Origin of the sequence: Vibrio sp. NC2, assembly GCF_025195005.1 — a bacterium.
Lineage (GTDB): Bacteria > Pseudomonadota > Gammaproteobacteria > Enterobacterales > Vibrionaceae > Vibrio > Vibrio splendidus.
In genome coordinates this window covers 40,241-65,736 of sequence record NZ_JANVFC010000008.1, presented here as the reverse complement: position 1 = coordinate 65,736, position 25,496 = coordinate 40,241, and the positions used below count along the sequence as shown (strand labels likewise).

Annotated in this window: 21 protein-coding genes; 8 read left to right on the top strand and 13 right to left on the bottom strand. The window is 44.8% G+C overall.

Features of this window, described 5'->3' with window-relative positions:
* The first annotated feature begins 496 nt into the window (after window positions 1–496).
* From glnA to NX845_RS12575, 5 genes are all read left to right on the top strand, one after another.
* Window positions 497–1,906: a glutamate--ammonia ligase gene (gene glnA, locus NX845_RS12595; protein ID WP_004735585.1), complete on the top strand. Its 1,410-nt coding sequence runs from the start codon at window positions 497–499 to the stop codon at window positions 1,904–1,906.
* A 389-nt stretch (window positions 1,907–2,295) separates the two neighbouring features.
* Window positions 2,296–2,865 carry a DUF4124 domain-containing protein gene (locus NX845_RS12590; protein ID WP_017090213.1) on the top strand — a complete coding sequence of 190 codons (570 nt, stop codon included), beginning with the start codon at window positions 2,296–2,298 and terminating at the stop codon, window positions 2,863–2,865.
* A gap of 168 nt (window positions 2,866–3,033) precedes the next feature.
* Window positions 3,034–4,110 (top strand): nitrogen regulation protein NR(II), encoded by a 1,077-nt coding sequence (gene glnL / locus NX845_RS12585; protein WP_017079339.1) that lies wholly within the window; start codon window positions 3,034–3,036, stop codon window positions 4,108–4,110.
* Between the two features lie 122 nt (window positions 4,111–4,232).
* Window positions 4,233–5,636 carry a nitrogen regulation protein NR(I) gene (gene glnG, locus NX845_RS12580; protein WP_065682023.1) on the top strand — a complete coding sequence of 468 codons (1,404 nt, stop codon included), beginning with the start codon at window positions 4,233–4,235 and terminating at the stop codon, window positions 5,634–5,636.
* A gap of 108 nt (window positions 5,637–5,744) precedes the next feature.
* Window positions 5,745–8,363 (top strand): EAL domain-containing protein, encoded by a 2,619-nt coding sequence (locus NX845_RS12575; protein WP_065682022.1) that lies wholly within the window; start codon window positions 5,745–5,747, stop codon window positions 8,361–8,363.
* 91 nt (window positions 8,364–8,454) lie between these two features.
* Here NX845_RS12575 and hemN read toward each other — a convergent pair whose 3' ends face one another.
* The 5 genes from hemN to NX845_RS12550 form a co-directional block, all read right to left on the bottom strand.
* Window positions 8,455–9,846: an oxygen-independent coproporphyrinogen III oxidase gene (hemN, locus tag NX845_RS12570; RefSeq protein WP_004735579.1), complete on the bottom strand. Its 1,392-nt coding sequence runs from the start codon at window positions 9,844–9,846 to the stop codon at window positions 8,455–8,457.
* A gap of 345 nt (window positions 9,847–10,191) precedes the next feature.
* Window positions 10,192–10,680, bottom strand: a complete 489-nt coding sequence (locus tag NX845_RS12565; protein ID WP_065682021.1) for a DUF2489 domain-containing protein — start codon at window positions 10,678–10,680, stop codon at window positions 10,192–10,194.
* Between the two features lie 6 nt (window positions 10,681–10,686).
* Entirely contained in the window at window positions 10,687–11,244 is a 558-nt protein-coding gene (yihI, locus tag NX845_RS12560; protein WP_004735577.1) for a Der GTPase-activating protein YihI, read from the bottom strand.
* The gene (locus tag NX845_RS12555; RefSeq protein ID WP_004735576.1) at window positions 11,244–11,882 is read right to left on the bottom strand and encodes a class I SAM-dependent methyltransferase; all 639 of its coding nucleotides are present in this window, start codon (window positions 11,880–11,882) and stop codon (window positions 11,244–11,246) included. The genes yihI and NX845_RS12555 overlap by 1 nt, the downstream gene beginning before the upstream one ends.
* Window positions 11,883–12,439: 557 nt before the next feature.
* Complete coding sequence (locus tag NX845_RS12550) at window positions 12,440–13,057, bottom strand: cytochrome c (protein WP_004735574.1); 618 nt, start codon at window positions 13,055–13,057, stop codon at window positions 12,440–12,442.
* 148 nt (window positions 13,058–13,205) lie between these two features.
* Here NX845_RS12550 and yihA point away from each other — a divergent pair, with 148 nt between their 5' ends.
* Both yihA and NX845_RS12540 read left to right on the top strand, forming a co-directional pair.
* A complete protein-coding gene (gene yihA / locus NX845_RS12545; RefSeq protein ID WP_004735573.1) occupies window positions 13,206–13,865 on the top strand; it encodes a ribosome biogenesis GTP-binding protein YihA/YsxC in 660 nt (219 codons plus the stop codon).
* 230 nt (window positions 13,866–14,095) lie between these two features.
* A complete protein-coding gene (locus NX845_RS12540; protein ID WP_065682020.1) occupies window positions 14,096–14,695 on the top strand; it encodes a GTP-binding protein in 600 nt (199 codons plus the stop codon).
* Between the two features lie 507 nt (window positions 14,696–15,202).
* On the opposite strand, the gene polA is transcribed toward NX845_RS12540, so the two are convergent.
* The 3 genes from polA to hemB all read right to left on the bottom strand — a co-directional run bounded on the left by polA (window position 15,203) and on the right by hemB (window position 20,251).
* On the bottom strand, window positions 15,203–18,016 hold the full coding sequence (gene polA, locus NX845_RS12535; protein ID WP_065682019.1) for a DNA polymerase I: 2,814 nt from the start codon (window positions 18,014–18,016) through the stop codon (window positions 15,203–15,205).
* 678 nt (window positions 18,017–18,694) lie between these two features.
* On the bottom strand, window positions 18,695–19,129 hold the full coding sequence (locus NX845_RS12530) for a GNAT family N-acetyltransferase (protein WP_065682018.1): 435 nt from the start codon (window positions 19,127–19,129) through the stop codon (window positions 18,695–18,697).
* A gap of 78 nt (window positions 19,130–19,207) precedes the next feature.
* Window positions 19,208–20,251 (bottom strand): porphobilinogen synthase, encoded by a 1,044-nt coding sequence (gene hemB, locus NX845_RS12525; protein ID WP_017081703.1) that lies wholly within the window; start codon window positions 20,249–20,251, stop codon window positions 19,208–19,210.
* Window positions 20,252–20,458: 207 nt separating this feature from the next.
* Here hemB and NX845_RS12520 point away from each other — a divergent pair, with 207 nt between their 5' ends.
* The gene (locus NX845_RS12520) at window positions 20,459–21,220 is read left to right on the top strand and encodes a TatD family hydrolase (RefSeq protein ID WP_065682017.1); all 762 of its coding nucleotides are present in this window, start codon (window positions 20,459–20,461) and stop codon (window positions 21,218–21,220) included.
* Window positions 21,221–21,614: 394 nt separating this feature from the next.
* On the opposite strand, the gene tatC is transcribed toward NX845_RS12520, so the two are convergent.
* The 5 genes from tatC to NX845_RS12495 all read right to left on the bottom strand — a co-directional run bounded on the left by tatC (window position 21,615) and on the right by NX845_RS12495 (window position 25,469).
* Window positions 21,615–22,370, bottom strand: coding sequence for a twin-arginine translocase subunit TatC (gene tatC / locus NX845_RS12515; RefSeq protein WP_004735567.1), 756 nt, complete (start codon window positions 22,368–22,370; stop codon window positions 21,615–21,617).
* A gap of 142 nt (window positions 22,371–22,512) precedes the next feature.
* Window positions 22,513–22,920 carry a Sec-independent protein translocase protein TatB gene (gene tatB, locus NX845_RS12510; protein WP_004735566.1) on the bottom strand — a complete coding sequence of 136 codons (408 nt, stop codon included), beginning with the start codon at window positions 22,918–22,920 and terminating at the stop codon, window positions 22,513–22,515.
* A 3-nt stretch (window positions 22,921–22,923) separates the two neighbouring features.
* Entirely contained in the window at window positions 22,924–23,178 is a 255-nt protein-coding gene (gene tatA / locus NX845_RS12505) for a Sec-independent protein translocase subunit TatA (RefSeq protein ID WP_004735565.1), read from the bottom strand.
* A gap of 54 nt (window positions 23,179–23,232) precedes the next feature.
* Window positions 23,233–24,867, bottom strand: a complete 1,635-nt coding sequence (gene ubiB / locus NX845_RS12500; protein ID WP_017079346.1) for a ubiquinone biosynthesis regulatory protein kinase UbiB — start codon at window positions 24,865–24,867, stop codon at window positions 23,233–23,235.
* Window positions 24,864–25,469 carry an SCP2 domain-containing protein gene (locus NX845_RS12495; protein WP_019350537.1) on the bottom strand — a complete coding sequence of 202 codons (606 nt, stop codon included), beginning with the start codon at window positions 25,467–25,469 and terminating at the stop codon, window positions 24,864–24,866. Before NX845_RS12495 ends, ubiB begins: the two co-directional genes overlap by 4 nt.
* Between the last annotated feature and the right edge of the window lie 27 nt (window positions 25,470–25,496).

Here is a 25,496-nt window from a genome sequence, read left to right as displayed (position 1 = left end):
TGATTTAAAAAACGGTCAATAATATACCAGATTTTAGACAAAAACCCAGAAATATGTGATCTCAACCAAGGCTTTTTTCTTTATTAGCGATTCATATCCGCTTAACTTTGATTCAGTACAGTATCTAACAGCCTAATTCGTAGGATTCTAAAAAAGCATCCGCCGCAAGATGGACAGCCAAATCTCCGGCAAAATAACAAAAGTGGATTGACAACTTAGGCAATTCATTGCTGAATGGTGCTCGCTTATGTTTCATATTGGTGCACAGACAAGCAGTTGCACCAACAAGGTGCATTAGAAGATCATTTTGGTGCAAAAACCAAAATGAACGAAATAAGAAAACAAGTAAATCATTGAAATTAATGGAATAATTTTTTTGGCACGTTTTTGGCTATAGATAAATCAGCATCGATTAATGCACTTATAGACATTAATCAATGCTAGTTTCAACCGAATCGAGCTAATACCGAATTAATAACACTGGAGGTTATCCAAGATGTCAGTAGAAAATGTACTATCCCTGATCCAAGAGAACGAAGTTAAATTTATCGACTTACGTTTTACTGATACAAAAGGTAAAGAGCAGCACATCTCTATTCCTTCTCACCAAGTTGATGCAGACTTCTTCGAAGAAGGTAAAATGTTTGACGGCTCTTCAGTAGCTGGTTGGAAAGGCATTAACGAATCTGACATGGTAATGATGCCAGACGCAGCTTCAGCTGTACTGGACCCATTCACAGAAGATGCAACGCTAAACATCCGTTGTGACATCCTTGAGCCTGCAACAATGCAAGGCTACGATCGTGACCCACGCTCTATCGCTAAGCGTTCTGAAGAATACCTACGTTCTACGGGTATCGCAGACACAGTTCTAGTTGGTCCAGAGCCAGAATTCTTCCTATTCGATGACGTTAAGTTCTCAAACGACATGTCTGGTTCTTTCTTCAAGATTGATGATGTAGAAGCAGCTTGGAACACAGGTTCTGACATCGAAGGCGGTAACAAAGGTCACCGTCCTGGCGTTAAAGGCGGTTACTTCCCAGTAGCTCCTGTAGATTCATCTCAAGACATCCGTTCAGCAATGTGTCTAGTAATGGAAGAGATGGGCCTAGTAGTTGAAGCTCACCACCACGAAGTAGCAACTGCGGGTCAAAACGAAATCGCAACTCGCTTCAACACGCTAACAACAAAAGCGGATGAGACTCAAATCTACAAGTACGTTGTACACAACGTTGCTCACGCATTTGGTAAAACAGCGACATTCATGCCTAAGCCACTAGTTGGTGACAACGGTTCTGGTATGCACGTTCACCAATCTCTAGCAAAAGACGGCGTTAACCTGTTTGCTGGTGATAAGTACGGCGGCCTATCTGAAATGGCGCTTTACTACATCGGTGGTGTAATCAAGCACGCTCGTGCAATCAACGCATTTGCTAACCCGTCAACGAACTCGTACAAGCGTCTTGTACCTGGTTTTGAAGCTCCGGTAATGCTTGCTTACTCAGCACGTAACCGTTCTGCTTCTATCCGTATCCCAGTAGTACCAAGCCCGAAAGCACGTCGTATCGAGCTACGTTTTGGTGACCCAGCAGCGAACCCATACCTATGTTACTCAGCAATGCTGATGGCTGGCCTTGACGGTATCAAGAACAAGATCCACCCAGGCGAAGCTATGGATAAAGATCTATACGACCTTCCAGCAGAAGAAGCGGCTGAAATCCCAACCGTTGCTGAATCTCTAGAAGTAGCGCTTAAAGCACTAGACGACGATCGTGAGTTCCTAACAGCTGGCGGCGTATTCTCTGACGATTTCATTGATTCTTACATCACACTGAAATCTGACGACGTACAACGCGTGAACATGGCAACACACCCACTTGAGTTTGAACTGTACTACTCAGTTTAATCTCCTGTAGAGATAAGCCATTTCTTACTGCAACCTTGTAAGAATCGCTGACTAAATATTAGGCTCGCCTCGCAGGCGGGCCTTTTTTATATACTCCCTCTCCCAGCTTCCTCGTACCATATTCGATACCAATCGTAGTAAATAACTGCTCACCCTAGCTTGTTAAAACACTCGATAACGTCGTTAGAATTTTTGATTGTAGAATAACTACTTATCGAAAAATCCTGTCTCGTTCTCAAGCCTTTTTCCTGCGCTATTTGTGAACATCAACTTACTGTGATTGGTATTAAACAAAAGCCCTCAGAGGCTGCTGCTATAAATACAATAAAATCAATAACAAAACCAACGCCAAACGTGAAATCACCTAGCGGTGAAAAGAGGCTAAAGATATGAAAAATATACTGTTCCTGATCGGGTTAACAGTCGCGCTCTCGTGCTCTGCTCAAACGGTGTATACCTGGGTGGATGAGGATGGTGTTCTCCACTTTAGTGATAACCCTAGCGCTCAAGATGCCAAATCTCTTCGCCTACCGGATGTGCAAGCATCAGCGCCGGCTCCTAAATTTGAAGCCTCGACGCCCGTTGATGCTGCAGCTTCATCTACAACTAAAACGGCAACGCCAGCTCAGGCTCAGGGGAAAACAGAAAGCACGAAACGTGAGGCACCAGCTCAACTAGCCCTCACCATGCTGACTCCCGTTCATGACCAAACCATCCGTAGCAACCGTGGCTTAATCCCTGTTCAAATAGAACTTAGCCGCAAACTTGGTATTGGAGAACAGTTGCAATTGATGCTCGATGGTCGTCGTTATGGCGCACCACAAACCCAACCGAATTGGGAACTGAAAGGTATCGATCGAGGTACTCACACCATTGCAATTCAAGCACATAGAAGCGGCAAGCTTATTGCATCTACTAGTCCAGTCACCGTGTATTTACATCGAGCGACGCTCAAGTAGGCCAATGTGTTAAAAGAGACTGAATTACCTCTACTTTTCACCTAATCGAAGCAGCTTTCAGCGACTCTAATGAATTATCTTTAGCTTCTGGTTGATATGCGCCATACTTGAACTTAGCTACGCACCAATTTGGTGCAGTGAGAAAAACACCAGTTCAAGGACGAAATAGTGAATCGATCAGCCAAAAGCGACAGCATAGATACACATCATCTTTCCAGCGCCATTCTCGACAATATGGTGACTTCAACATTGATGCTCGATGAGCAACTGTATGTCCGATACGCCAACCCGGCGGCTGAACAACTCTTTTCACAAAGCGCGCGACGCATCGTCGATCATCCACTGAGCCAACTTATTCAACACGCCTCACTGGATTTGGCGCTTCTGACGCAACCGCTACAAAGTGGCCAGAGCATTACCGACAGTGACGTTACCTTCGTTGTTGATAACCGCCCACTGATGCTTGAAGTCACGGTTAGCCCAATCTCTTGGCAACGAGAGACGCTGTTATTGGTTGAGATGCGCAAGATAGACCAGCAAAGACGCCTCAGCCAAGAGCTCAACCAACACGCACAACAACAAGCAGCTAAGCTGTTGGTACGCGGGTTAGCACATGAGATTAAGAACCCACTCGGTGGCTTAAGAGGTGCGGCGCAGTTACTTGGGAAAATGCTTCCTGATCAGTCTCTTAATGAATATACGCAGATCATTATTGAGCAAGCAGACCGCCTAAGAGCGTTAGTCGATCGCCTGCTTGGCCCTCAAAAACCGGGGACCAAGTCAGAAGAGAACCTACACCAGATACTTGAGAAAGTCAGGCAGCTCGTAGAACTCGAGTCGGGTTCAACGCTCGCCATCGAACGGGATTACGACCCGAGCTTACCGGACATTCTGATGGATTCAGCACAAGTTGAACAAGCGATGCTCAATATCGTGAGCAACGCGGCGCAGATTTTAAAGGCCCAAGAATCAGGGAAAATCACCATTCGCACCAGAACGGTGCATCAAGCCAATATTCATGGGCAGCGACACAAACTCGCAGCGCGCATTGAGATCAGCGATAACGGTCCGGGCATCCCCGATGATTTAAAAGACACGCTGTTTTACCCAATGGTCAGCGGACGAGAGGGTGGCACAGGGCTAGGACTATCGATTTCTCAAAACCTGATCGATCAGCACAATGGAAAAATTGATGTTGAGAGCTGGCCGGGTAACACCACATTCACGATTTACCTACCCATTTAGGTCAACAGAACCTCGCGATTGGACAGCGAGAGGGAAGGCTTAACTCAGTAACACAAAGATTAAAGACATCATAAAAACAACAATGATTATCACAATAGATTTGGCTGCAAAGGAATTGAATTATGAGTAAGGGATACGTTTGGGTCGTCGATGACGACAGTTCTATACGCTGGGTCGTAGAGAAAACACTGTCATCTGCGGATATAAAGTGCGAAACATTTGCTGATGCTGAGAGCGTATTACTTGCTCTTGAGCGCGAAACACCAGACGTTTTGGTGTCCGACATTCGCATGCCTGGCATTGACGGGATTGAGCTGTTACACCAAGTTCACCAGCGCTCTCCCGACCTGCCAGTGATCATTATGACCGCGCACTCAGACCTAGATGCAGCGGTGAACGCTTATCAAAAAGGGGCTTTTGAGTATCTGCCTAAGCCGTTTGATATTGATGAGACACTGACTCTAGTAGAGCGAGCCATCGCACACAGCCAAGAGCAAAAGCGAGAACAAGCCAGCGAAGTAGCCGAAGATACCAACGCACCAGAAATCATAGGTGAAGCACCGGCAATGCAGGAAGTTTTCCGAGCTATTGGCCGTTTGTCTCGTTCATCCATTTCGGTTCTTATTAATGGTGAATCGGGGACTGGTAAAGAATTAGTCGCGCACGCACTGCATCGCCACAGCCCAAGAGCTAAAAAGCCATTCATTGCGTTAAACATGGCGGCAATCCCTAAAGACTTGATCGAATCAGAGCTGTTTGGCCACGAGAAAGGCGCTTTTACTGGCGCTAACAGTGTTCGCCAAGGACGCTTTGAGCAAGCCAACGGCGGTACTCTGTTTCTTGATGAAATAGGCGATATGCCACTCGATATTCAGACTCGACTACTGCGCGTGCTTTCTGATGGCCAATTTTATCGCGTCGGTGGGCATTCTGCGGTTAAGGTTGATGTTCGTATCGTTGCAGCAACCCACCAAGATCTTGAGCGCTTGGTGCATGACGGTGGTTTCCGTGAAGACCTTTTCCATCGACTGAACGTTATCCGAATCCATATTCCGGCACTGCGCGAACGTAAACAGGACATTGAAAAGCTGACTCACCACTTCCTAGCATCCGCCGCAGAAGAGCTTGGTGTAGAAGTGAAGACACTGCACTCAGAGACCATCATGAAGCTCAATCAGCTAAATTGGCCGGGTAACGTACGTCAACTTGAGAACATCTGTCGTTGGCTCACAGTCATGGCGAGCGGCAGTGAAATACTCCCTTCAGACTTGCCTCCAGAACTGTTGCAAGAAAAAGTGGTGACGACCTCAGGGACTGGAGACAACTGGCAACAACTGCTCGCTAATTGGGCAAAATGTGCGCTTGATTCAGGAGAAAAAGAGCTACTAACTTATGCGCTGCCAGAGTTTGAACGTATACTGCTAGAGGCTGCACTCAACCATACCAATGGTCATAAACAGGATGCAGCCAAAGTTTTAGGTTGGGGAAGAAACACTCTAACTCGTAAACTAAAAGAACTGTACTGACCTGATATGACTCTCGATGCAGCTACTTTTTTAACCAAAAAAGGGTCGCTTGGTTTGAATAGTGTCGGTACAATTAAGGTATGCCATCCACTAAAGTTGTAGCTAAAGATGTCTTTGAAAACACAAATTACCTTGAGAACTGCTGTGGTTCTGCCATTCGTGATGATTTTTCTGTTCACTATGAGCGTAATGGTTTTCACTCAAAAGCAAAGCTACAAAGAGATGGTGAGTGATGTTAGTGCACGCCAACTAACATCACTTACTGACCATGTTCATCAAAGCCTGTCCAACTTTTTAGAAAAGCCATTTCACGCGAACCTCTCGCTCAGCCATAACATCGGCTACCATCACCTTTACCAAGCGGGAAACCTTAGCAAGGTCCAAGACTACATTCTTTATACGTTTTCAGACCATTTCACTGCTATACCTCAACTCGATGTGATCGGCTTTGGTTCTGAAGATGGTAACTATGTCGGTTTTCGTAAAGAAGCTAACAACGGCTATACCTTGATGGTACAAGACGAGCGTACTAGCGATCAGCTTGTCATTTACCGTGGCAGCAAGATCAGCGAAGACATTCGATCTGTGATTTCAGGTTACGACCCGAGAGTCCGCCCTTGGTACACACCCGTTTCGACGCAAAAAAAGGCTGTATGGTCGCCAATTTATGCCAATGCAGATGAACGCCAAGAGATCACCTTATCTGCCCTCGCCCCTATCTATGATGACAACGAATTCAAAGCCGTCGTCGTTAGCGACATTAAGATCAATACCTTCAATGCATTTCTCAAAGAACTCAAAGATAAAACGGATGCCTCTGTTTATATCATTGATAAACAGCAACGCTTGGTCGCTCACTCAGGCGGAGGTAGCGTGGTCTCTTGGGGAACAGGGAAAACCAATAAGGGCCAACGCTTACTGGCATCAGAGAGTGCTAACCCGGTAATACGTGAAAGTGCTAGCTACGTAGACCAATTTCACCTAATCGATAATTTGGGCGTGCAGCGCTTTAGCTTCCGCCTAGACAACGAACGATACTTCAACCAGATCACCCCTTATGAAGATGAGCACGGCATCACTTGGTTTATTGGTATGTCGATTCCTGAAAGCAATCTGCTCGGTGAATTACCTGAAAACCAAAGAAACAGTTGGTTGCTCGGGCTAGCGCTGAGTTGCATTGGTGTCATTGCTGGGTTAATTGCCTTTAATCGCGTAACCCAACCCATCACCTCAACAGCGGATGCGGCAAAGCGTCTTGCTAAAGGCGATTGGGACACGAGCATGCCAAAGACAGGGCATATCTATGAAACTAGCATGTTGGTGGAGTCATTCAATGAAATGGCCAACAACTTAAAGGCTTCCTTTCAAGCATTACAGTCTCAGCTTACCTATGATTCATTAACCAAGCTATACAGCCGCGAAGGCTTTATCGACGCTGCCAAGAAAAACCCAGCAAACGAAAAAGGCACACTTTATTTAGTGGGTATTGATCGCTTCCGAGACATCAATGACAGCCTGGGTCATTACAATGGTGACCAATTGCTTATCATTGCGGCCGCTCGTTTAAGAGGCACATTGCCATCCGAGTACCTATTAGCTCGCACTGGCGGTGATGAATTCGCCATTTACGCCCCGAACGTCATCCAAAGCGAGGAAGCTCAACTACTGACGAATCGCCTGCTTCAAACCTTTGCTTCCCCATTTTCAATGGAATCAGAAAGTGTCGTCATTAAGGTATCGATGGGCGTCGTCGGTGTATCTAACGTCCACGACATTGCGCTATTGCTGCGTAGTAGTAGCATTGCTTTGAGCAACGCAAAACAAGACAAAGCTAGTGTCAGTATTTACAGTCCTGAGATGGGTAAAGCATCAAGACATCGCACTAAGATGCTGGCGCGGATGAACCGAGCGATTGAACTTCAACAGTTCGAACCCTTCTATCAACCTATTATTGATCTAGAATCCGGATCGACCATTGGGGCTGAAGCTTTAGCACGCTGGATAGCCGATGAAGGCGTAATTTCACCACTTGAATTCATTCCTCTCGCTGAAGAGAGCGGGCTGATTTACGATATCGGCAAGCAAATTCTACATAAGTCGTGTCGCGATACTGCCATCGCAATTGAGTCAGGAAAATGGAGCAAGGACTTCTCTATTCACGTCAACCTGTCGGTCGATCAACTAAGTGAAAGTGGCTTTGTTGAACAAGTAAAAGGCACGCTACGTGACACCAAGCTACCAGCAAGCAACCTAACACTAGAGATCACTGAGTCACGCATCGTCGACAATGACCCAGCCATCATCGATAACATGCTGACGCTAAAAGCATTAGGCATCTCGATTGCAATTGATGACTTTGGTACCGGCTATTCGTCACTGGCTTATTTACACAAACTGCCATTTGATTGCCTGAAGATCGATCGCAGCTTCGTCAGCAAGCTCGAAAAAGAGAACCTAGACAGCTCGATCGTCGCGGCCATCGTTAACATCACCAAAGGTTTCAAAGTGAGCTTAGTGGCAGAAGGCGTTGAAACACAGCAACAGGCAGAACTCCTCAAGCAACTAAAATGCCCACTGGCTCAAGGGTTCTTATACAGTCGTCCAGTTCCGTTTGATCAGTGGCCAACCGATCTCATCAATGTTCAAAAGAATACCAACGCTCAACCGAATAACGAAGCCAAACAAATTACCAAAAGTAAACAAAGCACCAAAAAGGGCGTCACCTAGTCAGGTAGAAAGTCTTCCGTTAGCAAGACACAGATACAAAAATGCCAGCATAATGCTGGCATTTTTTATGTTTTTATTCTCAATCGAACGATTAAATCACACGAGAGAACTGCTGTTGGCGAGCCTTAGCACGTAGGTATTTATCGAAACACATACAGATATTACGAATCAACAAACGGCCACGCAAAGTCACGCGGATTTCTTTGTCGTCGACTTCAACCAACTCATCGTTGATGAAGGTTTGCAGTAGCCCTAAATCTTCTTTGAAGTAACGATTAAAGTTAACCGAGAACTCAGATTCGATCATGGTTTTATCAAGCTTAAAGTTACAGATAAGCTGTTTGATCACTTCACGACGTAGAAGGTCGTCACTGTCTAGAGCAACACCTTTCCAAAGCGCGTGGCGCAGGTCATTCACTTGAGCGTAGTACTTCTTCAGCTCTTTCTGGTTTTGAGCGTAAGCATCACCGACCATTGAGATAGCAGAAACACCGAAACCAATTAGGTCAGCTTCACCTTGGGTCGTGTAGCCTTGGAAGTTACGATGCAGAATACCTTCACGCTGTGCTACTGCTAGCTCGTCTTCAGGCAGAGCAAAGTGATCCATACCAATAAACTGGTAGCCCGCGCCCGTTAAAGTCTCAATGGTATCTTGGAGGATTGCCATTTTCTCTTTTGGTTCAGGTAAGTCTTCATCTTTAATCTTACGCTGCGCGGCAAACAGTTGCGGCATGTGTGCGTAGTTAAATACCGATAAACGACCCGGTTTCATTTCTAACACTTGCTTCAATGTTTCCGCGAACAAAGCTTGAGTCTGCTTTGGTAGGCCGTAGATCAAATCAAGGTTGGTTGAACGGAAGCCTAGCTCTTTCGCACGTTTAACCATCGCAATGATGAACTCTTCATCTTGCTCACGGTTAACCAGTTTCTGCACTTCTTTATTGAAGTCTTGCACACCAATGCTCAGGCGGTTGAAGCCTTCGTTACGCAGGTGGTCAAGTACGTCTAGCTCAATCTCACGCGGGTCAACTTCAATACTGATTTCAGCGTCAGCAGTGAAATTAAATTCCTCACGCAGAATCATCATCAAGCGAGTAATTTGTGTTTTGGTCAAGAACGTTGGCGTACCACCACCGAAGTGCAATTGCGTCACTTCACGGCCATTCAACAAAGAGGCGCGCTGGCGGATTTCATGTTCAATCACATCTAAGTACTCATCCGCTTTATGCGAGTGACGAGTAATGACTTTATTACAACCACAGTAATAACAAAGCTTATGACAGAACGGGATATGCACGTAAAGAGAGAGTGGACGCTCAGGGTACTGAGTACACGCCATGTCGTAATCAGCGACGGTAAACGCTTCATGAAACTCCAACGCTGTTGGATATGAAGTGTAACGAGGTCCCGAATAGTTGTACTTGTTTAAGATCTCTTGATCCCAAACGATTTGCTGATTCGTTGTTACTGGCTTGCTCGACATAGCGGTAATTCCAATTTAGATCCGCGAGAACCTAAGGTCTCTCAAATCATTTTACATACATTAAAATATAGACGGGTTATTTTGCCACACGACCAGTAAGGTCGTTCCAAGACAAAATCAATTTTTCAGACAAAAACTCAGAACTGCTAGCTTGATCACTAACAAAGCGTCGGGATTAACGAGACGCAAAAGGTAAGAAGGCTCATTTAACATCGTCTATTAAAAGACAAGGCGACTTAAAAACAAGATGCATTTAGGAAAAAAATCTTAAATGCATAGGTATTAAAAGCAGCGCGTCTTAAAACTGAATGTTAAACAAGCCTCTATATTTAAAAGTCTTAGTGACTAGATCATCTGAATGTTGATTTGGTTGTTGAGAGGCTTAACCTTCTCCTGCAACCTTTTCAAATCTTCAATGACCTCATCATTCAAGCGAGTCTCCGCCTTATGGCGTGTGAGATTCTGCTGCATACGCTCTTTCTTTGTCAGTTCCTGCCTTCCGTCTCCGCGAGCCATATCTTTTACGATATGGTACAGCTCAGAAAGAGCAGGATACTCAGAATCAAAATCGACACGCTCATCACCCTGAACGTTATCCATAATGATACACACTCGGATACTGATCTCAGGTAAGTCACACTGGCCTTGAATACCCGCTAAGCACAAAGTATTTACGTTGTCGTAAATCGTCGCGTTACGTTTTTCAATGGCAAGTGCTTGATGCTGCTTTTGCAACTCCGTCTGCTTCTTCACTTGAAGTAGAAGGTAACCTGCGTAAGAGCCCAAGCCGAGAATGATAATTCCACCAGCAATTGCTAATAAGGTTACGTTCATTGGCTATTAACCTTTAAAGCTGTCTAAGTCGAAATCTTCGAATTGAGATAGCAAGTCTTCGTCAGAGCTTGCTTTCTTCTTAGATGCAACCGGTGCTTCTTCGAAGATCTCTTCTTCATCGTCTTCTGGTTCTAGCAGACCTAAGCGGCCCATTAGGTGTTCGATACGATCAAGTTTCTCATCAACAAACTTCTGCAGACCAGCACCTAGGTTTTCACCATTTTCGATACGATCTAGCAATGTGTTCAATTGAGCATCATTCTCAAGCATCTCTAACTCTTGTTCGTTAGATAGCTTGCGCTCTTGTTTCGTCGACTTCTTCGCTGGTTCAACAATCAGCGGGATTTTTTTCTTGCTACCTAAACGAGGGTCGCGAGCTAGTGCAGCTTTACGCTGTTTTGCTTCGCTACCATCTGAGTGACGGCTGCCCGACTTAAGGCCTTTACGCTTTTTAACACGCTTACGTTCACGACCTTCAACATCAGATTCACTACGGTTACGAGTAACCATAGGTTCCGGAGCGCCAAGTGCTCCCGGTTTTCTTGATTTCTTACTACGACCCATTACTGCACTTTCCTCAGTAAAATTACATCATTTCCAAAAAATTCTAGTTCGAGCTTATCCCGCTCTGCCAAAAACTGGAATGTTTGACGACTAAAGAAGACGACATGTGTCGGGTCATTCTTGTAGTGCCAACCAGCAAACGCGTCTACGTCTATTACTAGTTTAGTCATAAGACCAATCCAGCCCTTGGGTTTAACTAAATTCAACCATTGCTGCCACACTTTGTCTGGGTGATAAAGATGCTCTATCACCTCCGTGGCAGTCATAAAGTCATACGTTTTTTCCAACACAGAAGCTTCTGGGTGGTAATAGATATCGTACAACTCCATGGTGTGTCCGGCTTCTTCTAACATAATAGATAGCGTAGGGCCTGGGCCACAACCAAAATCCAACCCGTGTGAGTTAGATGAAATTTTGTCTGTTAGTGGATCCGCGATGCGAGATAGAAAACGGCGATAGCCTGCATCACTAGGATCGTTCTCATGGAGATCATAGTGTGCTTTCTCTTCTTTTGCTTCTAACCTTTGTTCAGGTTTAACAAATACCAGTTCACATTGCTGACATTGCAGATAGGCTCTGCGTTTGTCTTCAAAATAGTGATTCACGCCTTGGTGATGGCATAAGGGACAAGTATACATAGCACATCCTTAAACAGGGATGCGAAACATACCAGAAACTGAGTTTATAGTGGAGAGGTATTGGGTGTTTTTTCATCAAATCAATAAAAAAAGCGATAGGAAAACCTATCGCTCTCTAAATCTGCCTATATCGGCCAAAATTTGCATACTCAACTTGGTACACAAATCTCCATTTGTTATTGGTGCTTTCCATGCCAAATTTGTTTGTTGTTCATCGTCCTGATGAGTTTTGGCTATCCTTTTCTAACACCTTGTTGCTGGGCTGTCCTAGCCTGATCCGTTTCTGTCTATACCGTTAGACTAGATGACCATCCGTATCTAAGTCAGCTCCTAGCTGATGGCCGTTACTTTACCGTGTTACAAAAAGACTACAAGAGTTCAAGTTCACACTTTTGTACACAAATCGATCACACATTGATAAATCAGACATCAGCAACAAACATATTAATAAAACCAATACAAAAGAAAACGCCCCGACCATTACTGATCGGGGCGTCTCTTCAATCTCGCTCGAGCGTACATTTCTTTACTCTGGCTAAGAGCAAGAAACCGACATATTAGTGTAAACCACCAACGTACTTCGATAAGGTATCAATATCTGCGTCTGTTAACTTTTTAGCTACATCACGCATCATCGCATTCATGTCGTTATTACGGCTACCATCGCGGAATTTCTCAAGTTGAGCCTTGATGTAATCTGCGTGCTGGCCTGAAATCTTAGGGAAACCAGAAAGTTCGGTACCGTTACCACGTGGACCGTGACAAGCAATACACGCCGTTACGCCGCGTTCTGCGTTACCCGCGGTGTAAAGAACCTTACCTTCATCTACTACGTTCTCAGGAGTAGAGTTACTAGAGATAGGTAGCGATGCGTAGTACGCCGCTAGGTCAGCCATATCTTCTTCAGATAAAGACATCGCCATTGCACCCATTACAGGTTCATTACGACCTTGCTTACCACCACTAGTCATACCGAGCTTAAGCTCTTTTAACTGCTTCTCTAGGTACTTCTCATGTTGACCAGCCAGCTTAGGGTACTGAGTGATCAGACTGTTGCCGTCAGCACCGTGGCAGGCAACACATGTTTGTGATTTGGCTTTACCAGCTTCAATACTACCTTGAGCCCATACTGAGCAGCTGGCTAAAAGACTCAAAATTAGCGCTAATTTCTTCATGACATTCCATTATAATTATCAAGCTTCCAGTACCACTCTATGTTGCCACTCATGGTACAATAGGCGACCTTATGCCGAGCACGGTTATTTTACACAAATTCACAAAAAAGTAATCAATCGACTACACAAAGTCGAGATGGAGTTAACAGTGAGCGTAAAAATTCATTATCAAAACACGCATTTCATTACCAGTGCACCTGATATTCGTCATTTACCAGAAGACGAAGGGATCGAAATTGCGTTTGCAGGACGCTCCAATGCTGGTAAATCTAGCGCGCTAAATCGCGTTACAAACCAAAAAGGCTTGGCGAAAACCAGTAAAACACCCGGTCGAACTCAGCTAATTAACCTATTTAAGGTAACGGACGGTTGTCATATCGTCGATTTACCAGGATATGGCTTTGCTCAAGTCCCGCTTGAGATGAAGAAAAAATGGCAGAAGTCGCTAGGCGAATACCTACAACGACGTGAAAGCCTGAAAGGTTTAGTGGTATTGATGGATATCCGTCACCCAATGAAAGACCTTGACCAACAAATGATCTACTGGGCTATCGATAGCCGCATCCCAGTACAAGTTTTGTTAACAAAAGCAGACAAACTGAAAAGTGGTGCGCGTAAAGCACAGCTACTGAAAATCCGTAATGATGCGAAATCTTTCGGTGGTGATGTTGCGGTTGATGTCTTCTCTTCAATGAAGGGTATCGGCGTTGATCAACTGCGTGCCAAGATGGATGAGTGGTTTGCCCCAGTGTTTGCTGATCAAATCATTGATGAGCTAGCGGACGAAGAGCACAACGACTCAGAGTAGTTCTTCTATCTATAGCTTTATCTATAATTAGAAGTTAAAGCACTTACAGCAAGTGATTTAGCCTTATTAATACCCTTCCTTATATAGGTGGGGTATTTTTTTGCCCAAAAATTAGTGAGTTAAACCTAAGTCTTGAGAATTAAAGGCAAGATTAATCAGTTAGAAACGAGAGAAGTGAACCATACTAAAAGACACATCTAAATAAACAGAACAATGAGAAAGGAATACTCATGTGGAAAACACCGTTGGCCATCATTGCACTCATGCTGGTCTCATTGACAGGGTTCGCCTCTGAAGCAGAACAAGAACAAGCCCCACTGATCAATGTTGATATGACCTTGGACTTGGATGGTATGGAAAAATACGCTCAAGATGCGAGTGAGTCTCTTGAGGTGATATCGCAATCTTTGCAGGCGATCGTCAACAACCCCAACCTTAGTGAAGACCAACAACAAGCTCTGAACCAAACCGTTGAAAGCATCAACAAGCTTGCGAGCTCTACCAAAACATCACTCAATCAACTCCCACAAGCCTTAGACCAATCTCGACTCGCCTTTAAAAAGACCAGTCAAATGCTGTTGGATGATATTCAGACCAAGATCATCATTGCGTTAGCAGCCGTTATCGCTGTCATTGTTATCGCTTTGACTGCTATCTACCTACTCATCCTAAAACCCATGCAGCAAACCTTGGTGAAAGCGACCCACAATATCTCTTCTATGGCGCAATCCATCCAAATCACCGCCGAAGCGCTGAAATACAGTACTGAGAAACAACAAGAAATCATGGATTACATTGAGCATTCACCCACTCAATACACTGATAAATAAGGTGTGAACAATCAATCCTTTATCGGCAACTTGTAAAATAAAAGTTATTTTAAATGATAAAACAATCAAATTAGAGACGGATTTAAATTACCAAATGCTGATCGAGTTCCAGCTCTAAGGCAAATCAGGTGTTTATCACTGTGCTTGAGAAAGCGTAAGAAAAGACACTAAAAAGGGCGGGTTTACGGGAGTAATAGTAGGTTAGAAATATTTTTCTTTCGCACAAGAAAAAACGCCCCAGTCAAATACTGACTGGGGCGGCTGAATCAGCCTAATCCAATAACGTGAAACAAAAGGTCTGAAAGATAGAACATCTTACCTCTGTACCCTACAAGATTTAATGTACAACAATTGCTCAGAAATGAAAACAACTTTTGTAGTTTTTTTTCATGAATGTTTTATTAAAACACCTAAATTCTTCTTACGGCTCAACTTTATTCGAGACAAAAAAAAGCCAGTGTTTGTGCACTGGCTCATACTAATTCACTCAATAAGGTCAAAAACTGATTAGTGGGCTTGATCCCAGTTGTCACCGTGGCCTGCTTCCGCGACTAACGGTACTTCTAGATCAGCGGCTGACTCCATCAATTGTTGTACTTTACTTTCAATTTCGGCTAAAGCTGACTCTTGAACTTCAAATACCAATTCATCGTGTACTTGCATCAATAGCTTCACACGACCATCGCCTTCCGCTTGAATCCACTCATCCACTAACAACATCGCTTTCTTGATGATGTCTGCCGCCGTACCTTGCATTGGCGCATTGATCGCCGCACGCTCAGCGGCTTTACGACGCATGCCATTACGAGATTGAATTTCAGGCAGGTGCAAACGACGACCGTAAATGGTTTCAACGAAGCCTTGCTCTGAAGCAGCGCTGCGTGTGTCTTCCATGTACTGCATTACACCAGGGTAGCGTTCAAAGTAAGTGTCCATGTAGTGCTGTGCTTCACCACGAGGAATACCCAGTTGCTTAGCCAAGCCAAAGGCACTCATGCCGTAAATAAGGCCGAAGTTAACGGCTTTAGCACGACGACGCTGTTCAGTGGTAACTTGATCAATAGCCACGCCGATAATCTCAGCAGCCGTTGCCGCGTGAATATCTTTGCCTTGTTGGAACGCTTCCAGCAGCGCTTTATCACCCGATAGGTGCGCCATGATACGCAATTCAATTTGAGAGTAATCGACCGCTAGGATCTTCCAACCATGTTGTGCAACGAATGCTTGGCGAATACGACGACCCTCTTCATTACGAATTGGGATATTTTGTAGGTTTGGATCCGTCGAAGACAAACGACCGGTTGCCGTTACCGCTTGGTGGTAAGAAGTATGAACGCGACCCGTTTCAGCGTTGATCATCTTCGGTAGTTTATCTGTGTACGTCGACTTAAGCTTCGCAAGACCACGATACTCAATGATCAGCTTAGGCAACGGGTAATCAAGGGCCAGCTCTTGCAACACTTCTTCGTTAGTTGAAGGCGCACCTGATGGCGTTTTCTTGATAACAGGCAGACCCATTTTTTCAAACAGGATCGCTTGCAGCTGTTTTGGCGAGTTCATGTTGAACTCTTGCTCTGCAATCTCGTAGGCTTTCTGTTCTAACTCATCCAGACGAACCGCAATCTCTTGTGATTGAGCCCCTAAGAGCATGTCATCGATGAATACGCCAGTACGCTCAATGCGAGACATCACAGGAATCAGTGGTACTTCGATTTCTTCATAGATGGTTTTAAGCTTTTCATCTTGCTCGATGTTTTCCATCAGGCGGTTATGCAGACGTAGTGTCACGTCAGCATCTTCTGCAGCGTATGGAGACGCTTCACCCAGCTCAATCTGGTTGAAAGTAAGTTGTTTCTTACCTTTACCTGCGATTTGCTCAAATGAGATGCAGCTATGCTGTAGGAAGCGTAGCGCTAGGCTGTCCATATCGTGCTTGCCACCTACGCTATTGAAAACGTAAGAAGCCAACATAGTATCGTGTTTGATGCCTTTCATCTCGATACCGTAGCGCGCTAGCACACTCATATCGTACTTCAGGTTTTGACCCACTTTTGCTTGAGCATCATCTTCAAGAATCGGCTTAAGCTGTTCAAGTACCCAATCACGATCCAGCTGCTGCGGTGCATCTAGGTAATCATGAGCAACCGGCACATAAGCAGCAACGCCTTCTTCGGTTGCGAATGACAAGCCAACGAGGTTCGCGACCATGTAATCTAAGCTGTCTGTTTCAGTGTCGAAAGCAAACAATTCAGCTGCTTTAAGCTTTTCTAGCCAAACATTGAATGACGCTTCATCTAGAATCGTTTCGTAGTTACTGCGATCAATTGTCACGGCAGACGTATTCATCTCCACGGTAGACGTTGCTGCAGAAGCACTGCTGCGTACCGCACCAGATCCCGTTGCTGCAGATCTTTCATCCGCCTCAACCACACCACTGCCACCTTCAAGCAGCTCGTTCAACCAAGATTTGAAAACCAGTTGGCCGTATAGTTTGATCAGCTCGTCGATATTTGGCTGTGCTTTGACGAGTGACTCTGGTGTCTCTTCGAGTTCAACATCTAACTTAATCGTCGCAAGCTGGTAAGACATATCAGCATTGTCTTTATTATCAGCCAGCTTCTTAGCCATGGTTTTCGAACCACGGAAACCAAGCGCCGCAATATCATCAAGATTTTGATACAACTTTTCGATACTACCGATACCTTGCAGCAATGCCGTCGCAGTCTTATCGCCAACACCTGGAATGCCCGGAATGTTATCCACTTTATCGCCCATCAACGCGAGATAATCGATAATAAGCTCAGGCGGAATACCAAACTTCTCAATAACACCTTCACGATCCATCACCACGTTGGTCATGGTGTTGATCAGAGTAACGTTGTCATCGACCAGCTGCGCCATATCTTTATCACCGGTACTAATAAGCACAGGCATACCCATCGCAGAAGCTTGAGAAGCCAACGTACCAATCACGTCATCTGCTTCAACGCCGGGAATAGAGATAAGTGGTAAACCCATCGCACGAATCACATTGTGCAATGGTTCTATCTGGCAACGAAGATCGTCAGGCATAGGTGGGCGGTTTGCTTTGTACTCTGGGTACATATCATCACGGAACGTTTTCCCTTTCGCATCAAAAATAACCGCAATACGGTCAGAAGCAAATTGACGCATCATGCTGCGTAGCATGTTAACCACACCATAAACAGCATTCGTTGGGATATCACCATTGCTCATGGTGCCAGGGTAAGCATGGAACGCGCGATATAGGTAAGAAGAGCCATCGATCAGAATCAATGGATTATCAGGAATACGAGCCATAATGTTTGTGAATCCAGTAAGTACAGAAATTATCTGTTAAGAATGCCACGTCTGTTGGTTGGATTCTACGTTGTCGATCTGTATCCGTTCACTCGGTTGTGTTCGTAATAATCGATTTGTTGTTATTTTTTGTTCTTAGACACAAGCGTTCTGTGGATAACTCTGTTTATATTATTTACCCACCCTGTTGAGAACTAAGGTAAACCACCAAAAAAACGTAAATAAACCATTGAAAATAAAGGATAAAATTACAGATCGAACATATGATCAACGATCTTTTCTCGATCTTGCATTGTGGAAAAGAATGCTGATGGCGTTTTATTCATAAAAAAACGTGCCACTAAATATGCATCTTGTTGAAATGGAGGTATAAAAAAAGCGACACCCGAAGATGTCGCCTAGCAAAAACCGGTAAAGCCATTCAAATTGAATACCACAGCTTTACCTAAAAGCTATAAATTACACTGGAAGCAATGTGAGCAATGTCGTGTCAAAAAGAACTTAGTACAAGTTCGCGAGAATTCTGTTGGGTAACCAAGTAAATACTTGAGTACTTAACATCCTTGTGAACATTTCCTCATTCCCTAAGACGAAGTTAATAATAATGATTCTCATTTAATAGTCAACACTTAAATGATAATAAATCTCATTTAATTTATAAACCGTTAGCCACAGTGCTCAAATTTGCTTCAGAAAATGAATTCTATGGGCATTAATGTCTTCTTTTTCTTCTAATTTTTCGATTAGGTAACCGTTTTTCAATAACAGACGCAGCATCGCGGGAAACAGGTTACGAGATTTCACTTTCAGCTGTTGGTAGCCCTGTTGCTTCACCCACTGTTCTTGAGTATCTAATTGCGCCTGTGCAACACCTTTATTCCTTGCGATCGGTAACACGCCCCCAAACCAGCTGTAAAACGTGTTTTCATCCAATTCATAACCGATCTTAAAACCCAGTAACACACCCGCCTCTTCAGCAACGAGGAGCAGGCTTGTTTTACCCGCTAATCGCTCCGATAAAGACGCTACACTCTCTTTTTTGGCGAACTCGGTAATCTGTTCAACAACAGAAACAACCTCTTCTAATGATCCTTCACGCACAATGACAGACATCTTGTTTCATCCTCATAAAACAAAAGGGCTGGCACAACGGCCAACCCTTTGGTGATCATATGGTTTGCTTGATCGTACTTACCTGCCTTGCAAGTGCTCAGCAGCTTGTGCGTTATCTTCAGCAAGCCACTCTGCGACATCTTTAGCGAAATACGTCAGGACGCCATCAGCGCCAGCACGCTTAAAGCACAACAGTGATTCCATGACGGTTTCGCGCTCTTTCAGCCAGCCGTTTTGAATCGCCGCTTTGTGCATCGCGTATTCACCAGATACTTGGTAAGCAAACGTAGGCGCTTGCAGTTCGTGCTTAACACGACGAACAATATCAAGGTAAGGCATGCCTGGTTTCACCATCACCATGTCCGCACCTTCATTAAGATCCATCGCGACTTCATGAATTGCTTCATCGCTGTTGGCTGGATCCATCTGGTAGTTCTTCTTGTTACCACCTTTCAGGTTCGAAGCACTGCCAACTGCATCACGGAATGGGCCGTAGTAGCACGATGCATATTTTGCAGAGTACGCCATGATTTGAGTATGAATGTAGCCAGCTTCTTCTAACGCTTCACGGATTTTACCAATACGGCCATCCATCATGTCTGACGGTGCAACCACATCAGCACCCGCTTCAGCGTGTGATAGTGCCTGCTTGATTAAGACTTCAGTCGTCTCGTCATTCATCACGTAACCATCTTCATCGATGATGCCGTCTTGACCATGAGTAGTGAACGGATCCAGTGCTACGTCAGTAATCACACCCATATTTGGCACGTGCTCTTTGAGTAAGCGTACTGCTCGTTGTACCAAACCTTCTGAGTTATGAGCTTCAGCCGCGCATAAACTTTTCGCATCTTGGTTCACTACCGGAAACAGAGCAATCGCAGGAACACCCAATTTTGACAGGTAATCCGCTTCCTCAAGCATAAGATCGATAGACAGGCGTTCAACACCTGGCATTGACTCGACAGGTTCACGACGCTCTTTACCCATAAGAATAAACATTGGGTAAATGAGGTCATCCACAGACAATTGATTTTCTGCCATTAGGCGACGGCTAAAGTCGTGCTTACGCATACGGCGCATACGACGACCTGGGAATTGACCTTGAATTGAAACAGACACTAGATTCTCCTTGCCTAGTCTAAGCACCAAAATGCTCAGATATGAAAGTGCTAAATACAGGCAAAAGCATATCACTGATGGCTCAGGACGCTAACAGTAAAATATAAAACCCACTCAAAAACAGGGATAAATGGCAAAAAATGACCTTCTCCTCACACTGCCGTATACTCATGACAACTCAGAAAAGACCGCTTTCAGGACACAACAATGATCGACACCCATGCCCATATTTACGCGAGCGAATTCGATGAAGACCGCGAACAAGTCGTGCAACGCGCGCTTGCTCAAGGTATTGATACCATTCTGCTGCCGAACATCGATTTAGAATCTATCGAGCCAATGCTCGCGACGGAAGCTCAGTTTCCTGAGGTGTGTCGTTCAATGATGGGCTTACACCCTTGTTATGTGGATGCGAATATCGAGCAAACCCTCAAAACCATTCGAGCTTGGTTTGATAAACATGACTTTATCGCGGTGGGTGAGATTGGTATCGACTTGTACTGGGATAAAACCTTTAAAGCCGAACAAGAGATGGCCTTTGTGACTCAACTGCAGTGGGCAAAAGAGCTCGATCTACCTGTGGTGATCCACACTCGTGATTCTATTGAAGAGACACTTGCTCTACTTCGTAAAGAGCAAGATGGCAGCTTACGCGGCGTATTCCACTGTTTTGGCAGTAGCTTAGAGGAAGCTCAAGCGATCAACGAGCTAGGCTTTCATTTAGGTTTAGGCGGCGTATCGACCTTTAAGAACTCGGGGATGGATAAGGTGATTCCACATCTTGATATGAATTACGTCATCCTAGAGACAGATTGCCCATACTTAGCACCAACACCGAATCGCGGTAAACGTAACGAGCCCGCGTACACCGAACTGGTGGCAAAACGCATCGCTGAATTACGCGGAATTACCCTTGAAGAAGTCGAAAATATAACCACCATCAATGCTAGATCATTGTTTAATCTATGATGAATCTATTAATAAGTAATTATTACGGATTTATCCTCAATTTATTTGAGAAAACAATGTGATATGTATACTATCAACCGCCTGCATATGGAGGTAGTTGATTATGTGTGATCATTCACAACACTTACAACGTCAACATCGAACTCTATGGCATAAAATTTGGGGCATCAAAGAGCTCTATATATGTCAGAACTGTGGTTATCAGTTAAAGATTCGATAAACAGACATAATAAAAAAGCGGCCTAGGGCCGCTTTTTTATTATGTGATTGTTACTGAAGAACTCTAACGACCATGCTCATCCGTAATGACTACTGCTTTTATAGCATCTGCGAACATAGCATCTGCGAACATAGCATCTGCAAACATGGCATATGCGAATTAAGCATCTGCGAATTAAGACTCCGCTTCTTCCTCTTCATCCGCATCTGGTTTACGCACATAGAAACGCGCGAAGAACAGACCAATCTCAAACAGAATACACATTGGAATCGCCAACAGTGTCTGCGAAATCATATCAGGCGGCGTTAGCATCATGCCGACAATAAACGCACCTACAACAATGTAAGGACGCTTCTCTGCCAGTTCTTTAGGTGTCGTTGCACCCGTCCAACATAGCAAGATAATGGCGACTGGCACTTCAAAAGCGATACCAAAGGCAAAGAACAGCGCGAGCACAAAATCAAGGTAACTCGATATGTCGGTTGCGAACTCTACTCCCCCTAATGATATGGCGGTAAAAAAGCCAAATACCAACGGGAATACAATGAAGTAAGCGAACGCCACACCACAGTAAAACAGCAATGAGCTTGAAGCCAATAACGGCATGATCAAGCGCTTCTCATGCTTGTATAAGCCCGGAGCGACAAAAGCCCACACCTGATACAAAATAAACGGAACCGCGAGGAATATAGACGCGATCAAGGTCAGTTTTAAGGGTGTGAAAAATGGTGACGCTACATCAGTTGCGATCATCGTCGCGCCTTCAGGTAAGCGATCTACCAAAGGTGCAGAGACGAACTCATAAATATCATTAGCGAAATAAATTAGCCCAACAAACACCACCAGAACAGCAACAATCGCGCGCAATAGGCGATTACGCAGTTCTAGAAGATGGCTAATTAAAGGCTGTGTCTGCTCAGTCGAAGACATGTCAAACCTCTTAAACAGGAAGATCGAAAAGGAGCCGCGTGTATCTATCCAGTTGAATTGGTATCCACTTGAATAGTTATTTACTTAAATAGCTGTCTACTTAAATAACTACATAAGTATCTGGCGACTCCTCCTTGCGAGACTATTCGGCTTTCTTATCTGACGGTGCTGAAGCTTCACTGTTGACCTGAATGGTTTCAGATTCCACAGTTTCCGTGACACTAGGTTCAGTCTCACTCGGCTTATCAGACTCAGGCTTAGCATACGGGCGTTGAACTTGAGCAGCGGCCTGCTTAAGTTCATCAACTGATGCTTTTAGGTCTGGAGATAAATCTTCCATACCCATTTTTTCCGCCTTGCGTAGGTTTTCTTGCAGCTCTTGCACCTTAAGCTCGTGAGAAAGTTCATCTTTCACACTGTTTGCCATGCTTTTCGCTTGTCCAACAAACTTGGAAATACTGCGAATCGCCACAGGCAAACGCTCAGGTCCTAAAACGACTAACCCAACGACAGATATTAATACCAGTTCCCAAAAACCGATATCAAACACGATTTACGCCTGCTCTTTGTCTTTCTTTGTTTCAGCAGTCGTTTCAGCGCTAGCTTCTTTCTTCTGCTGTTCAATGTTCTTTGGTTCAAAGTCTGCGTCTTTCTTATCTGCAGGCTTATCTTCATCGCTCATTGCTTTTTTGAAGCCTTTCACCGCTGAACCTAAGTCACCGCCCATGCCGCGCAGTTTCTTCGTTCCGAAAAGTAAAATTACAATCACAGCAATGATTAGAAGTTGCCAAATACTGATACCACCCATTGTCATTGTCCTCGGGTCTGTCTACACATAAAAAATATTAAGGGAGTCTACTGTCTAACGACGGTAAGCTCGCCAACTTAGCAGCCAAAATGTGACACCTGCGATGCCACAGCCCATAGATAGCTGCTCATAAGGGCTTGAAACTAATATTGCGGAGCATACGACTAAAGTAGCTCCAACGCCAAACAAAAACTTTCCTGTTGCTTGCTGACGCTTACTATCTCGGTAACCTTGATAAAGCTGATCCATTCTGTGGTTCATGGCTTTACCTTGGCGCAAGCTGTCATAAAGTAGCTCTGGCAGCTCTGGCAGTTTCTCTGCCCAGAATGGCGCACGCTCTTTTACTGCGTTAATCACAGCTTGCGGCCCCACCTGATTCATCATCCAGGTTTCAAGGAAAGGCTTCGCCGTTGCCCACAAATCAAGTTGCGGATACAGCTGACGGCCTAGGCCTTCGACATACAACAAGGTCTTCTGAAGAAGCACCAACTGAGGTTGAACCTCCATGTTGAAACGTCTTGCTGTATTAAATAAGTTTAGCAACACATGGCCAAATGAGATCTCGCCAAGTGGTTTTGCAAAAATTGGCTCACACACCATGCGAATCGCGAACTCGAAATCGTTAACGTTGGTGTCGTGTGGTACCCAACCTGAATCCACGTGCAGCTCTGCGACCTTACGGTAATCTCGATTGAAGAAGGCCAGCAGGTTCTCTGCTAAATAACGCTTATCTTCGCTGTTGAGCGTACCAACAATGCCACAATCCAAACCAATCCACTGAGGGTTATCCGGATTTTCTGGATTAACGAATACGTTACCCGGGTGCATGTCGGCATGGAAAAAGCTGTCTCGGAATACTTGAGTGAAGAATACCGTCACGCCACGTTCTGCCAACAATTTCATGTTGGTGCCGTTGGCGTTTAGAGTTTCAATATCGGAAACCTGAATACCATAGATTCGCTCTGACACCATCAGGGTTTCACTGCTTAAATCAGGGATAACCTCTGGGACATACAGCTCTTCGCTGCCTTCAAAATTACGTCGCAGCTGAATGGCATTGGCTGCCTCTCGGCGCAGGTCCAGTTCATCAATTAACGTTTTTTCGTACTCGTGAACGACCTCAACCGGTTTCAAACGACGTGCTTCAGGAAGCGACTTAGCGACTATACGCGCCATTCGGTGCATCAGTTTTAGATCTGCATCAATCACCGGGCGAATATCAGGGCGAATTACCTTCAGAACAATCTCGCGGCCGCTCTCTTTAAGCTTTGCCGTATGCACCTGAGCGATAGAAGCCGAGGCCAGTGGCTCGATGTCAAAGTCGGTAAACCAGTTATCTAAACTGCCACCCAGTGCCTTTTCCATATCTTGCTTGGCCAATGCACCATCAAATGGAGCGACTTGGTCTTGCAATAAAGCCAATTGATCAGCGATATGAGGAGGGAACAGATCACGACGTGTCGACATCATTTGACCAAACTTGATCCACACTGGCCCAAGTTCTTGCAGCGCAAGGCGTAAGCGATGACCCAACTCTTTATCTTGATGCTTGTTCTTAAGCCAAAACAGTGACTTTCGCGCCAGTAAAGGAGCTTTAGTCAAATGGTGCTCAGGCATCAATTCATCAAGGCCGTACTCTAACTGTACCTTGATAATATGATAAAGACGTTTCAGTTCTGTTGGGGTCATATTTTCTCCAACAGAGCGTTCAACTTAGCTTCAAGGCGAGCTACCGAGCTTTTTACGTCATCAACCTGATCGCAAAAATGCACCACTTCTAACGGAGCCGGTGCAATCTTCCACTCTTCTGTCAGAACCTGAGCAACATGGTTTTGATGCTTAGTTGCTTGCTTCGCCACAAAACCACCGACGTTTTTAACGCCTTGTACCAAGGTATGCGCAACCACATCGCCCGTTACGCGCGATAGCCACTCTTCTAAGTCCGGCTTGCAGTCTGTCATCAGCTGAGCAAATTTTTGTGCGAGTTGAATGTCACCCTCTAAGATCAGCTTATCTTGCTTGATCAGCTTGGTGATGTTCGATTGCTCACGCAGTTCAGGCAGTACCGATAGGTTCAAAGATAGGTAGCAATCAGGCTGCCCTTCATATTCAGACAACACATCGATTTGTTGGCTAAAAACGAAAGTGAGAGTTTTATTCAGCTCTTTCAAATTAACTTGAATGATCTGCCCCTTTAAACGAGACAAACGACGAACCAAGGCTGGATCATCGTTCACGAAAGTATTTAAAGAGGTTTCAATAACCGCGGTGACCAATGGATCAAATGGCATGACTGTCCTTACCTTTGAAAACGGATA